We start from the raw sequence: 2,280 nt of genomic DNA on the forward strand, positions 1-2,280 counted from the left end.
GGGTTTCCGGCGCCGGCCCGAGCCGCCGCACCGCGTCGAGCTGGGCCTCACGCATGTCCTCATGGCGCCACATGACCCCCTTGGGCATGCCCGTCGTACCGCCCGTATAGATGAACAGAAGGTCGTCTGGAGACCGCTCGATCCCTAAGGCCGCGCCCTCGCCGGTCGCGGCCAGGTCTTCATATCGCTCCGAGAAGGGCGCCGGCGGATCGTCATCGCCGATCTCAATGAACGTGGCGACCTTGGACAGCCGATCCTTCAGCTGGAGCACTGTGTCGCGAAACTCGGAGCCGTAGATGACGGTCTGCGCATCCGAGTCGTCGAAGATGTAGAACACCTCGTCGGGCTTGTAGCGATAGTTGACGTTCACGTGCGTCAGCCGGCCTTTGAAGCAGGCGGCCAGCGCCTCGCCATACTCCGGGCGGTTGCGCATATAGAACGCCACCTTGTCGCCGGCCTTCGCGCCGCGAGCCAGGATTGCGCGCGCCAAGTTGTTCGACCGACGCGACGTCTCACCCCAGGTGATCGTCCGATCCCCATGAATGAAAGCCGGCGCGTCCGGCGGAAGGGCCTTCGGGAGCGCGTCGAGGATGTCGCCGAAATTCCAGGTCATGAGCATACTTCCTAAGCGGCGATCCAGCCCTGCAGGCGGGCAGCTTCGTTGCGCACGAGTTCTGGCCCACCGAGCAACTGCCGATCGAGGCCGATACGCTTGAACCAGAAGTGCAGCCCAGCGAGGTCGGTGAAGCCCATGCCCCCGTGCACCTCTGTCGAAGTGCGTGCGACGAACCGGCCGACCTCGGAAAGATGCGACTTGGCATGGCATGCCATCAGGGAGGCCTCGTCCGGCGCATGGTCAAAAGCGTGCGCCGCGTACCAGACCAGCGAACGGCAGGGCTCCAGCGCTGCCGCCATCTCGGCGCACATGTGCTTGACCGCCTGGAAGGACCCGATTGGCCGGCCAAACTGCACGCGCGTACCAGCGTAGGCCACGGCCTGTTCGATCATCGCCGTGCCGGCGCCCAGGATGTCGGCGGCCAGCATGATGCGCCCGGCGTCGATGATCCGTCGGGTCGTCTCGATTCCGCCGCCGGGCAACGGATCGGCCTTGACTCCCGTCAGTCGAAGCTCTCCGACCGACCGGGTCTTGTCGATGGTCGTCAACGGGATCTGCGTGAGACCGGCCGCGTCGGCTACGACCAGGTGCAATGCGCCGGTAGTGTCCGCTACCACGAACAGGTCGGCATCTGCAGCGTCAAGCACGAACAACGCGGTCCCGTCTAGACGCCCATCCCTGGCGTCGACTCCGGCCCCGTCCCGGCGCTCCACGGACTGGCTTATCGCGACGGCCGCAGTCGCTTCCCCGCTCGCCAGCTTGGGCAACCAAGCAAGACGTTGGGCGTCCGATCCGCCGAGCATGATCGCCAGGGGCGCCATCACATGGGCGGCCGCGAAATGCACCGGCGCGACGCCATGGCCGAGCGCTTCCGCGATGAGTGCGGCCTCCAGCAGGCCAAGGCCCATTCCGCCGAATTCCGCGGGGATGACGACCCCCGGCACGCCGAGATCCGCCAGGCCCGCCGCGACATCTGGGCTGTAGGGCTTGGCGGCGGTGGCGATATCCCGCACATGCCGCAGCGGGGACTGTTCCGCGAGATAGCGGGCCACGGCATCCTGCAGCATGCGCTGCTCGCTCGAAAGACCGAACTCCATCAGACGCGGCTCCCTTCCTGGGCGAGCTTTGGCTCCCGCGGCATGCCTAGACCCCGCTCCGCGATGATATTCTTCTGGATCTGGGCGGTGCCCCCGCCGATGATCAGACCGAGCTGGAACATGTAGGCCTGCTGCCAGGCGCCGTGGGCGCGCAGATGCCGGCTACCGTCGTAGAGCACCCCGAGCTCGCCAAGGGCGTCGATGGCCAAGGCCGAAATCTGATGGGCCAGCTCGCAGGCCTGCAGCTTGACGATCAGCCGCGCGAGCCCCGCGTCGCCGCCGTTGGCCGAGGCGCCAAGGACGCGGAGCCCATTGAACTTCATCGCCGCGAGTTCCGCCTGCAGCCGCAGCAGACGATCCCGTAGGATCGGGTTGTCCATGATCCGGCTGTCGCCGGCCGTCTCGTTCCGCATCAGCTCCGCCAACGCAAGGAAGCGGCTTTCGAGCTGGCCCGGGTCCCCCAGCATTCCGCGTTCGTGCTTGAGGGTGGCGTTGGCGACGAACCAGCCCTGCCCGCGCTTTCCCACGATCTGGGACTTCGGGACGCGCACGTCGGTGAAGAAGGTC

Annotated in this window: 3 protein-coding genes; all 3 read right to left on the reverse strand. The window is 66.8% G+C overall.

Annotation, left to right across the window (positions count from 1 at the left end):
- Positions 1-613: AMP-binding protein (locus Q7T84_RS21045; RefSeq protein ID WP_304813136.1), on the reverse strand; the 613-nt coding region annotated here is incomplete at its 3' end.
- Between the two features lie 11 nt (positions 614-624).
- Entirely contained in the window at positions 625-1,713 is a 1,089-nt protein-coding gene (locus Q7T84_RS21050; RefSeq protein WP_304813139.1) for an acyl-CoA dehydrogenase family protein, read from the reverse strand.
- Positions 1,713-2,280: acyl-CoA dehydrogenase family protein (locus Q7T84_RS21055; protein WP_304813142.1), on the reverse strand; the 568-nt coding region annotated here is incomplete at its 5' end. The genes Q7T84_RS21050 and Q7T84_RS21055, both read right to left, overlap by 1 nt.

The sequence above is a fragment of the Phenylobacterium sp. genome, assembly GCF_030654915.1.
Taxonomy (GTDB): domain Bacteria; phylum Pseudomonadota; class Alphaproteobacteria; order Caulobacterales; family Caulobacteraceae; genus Phenylobacterium.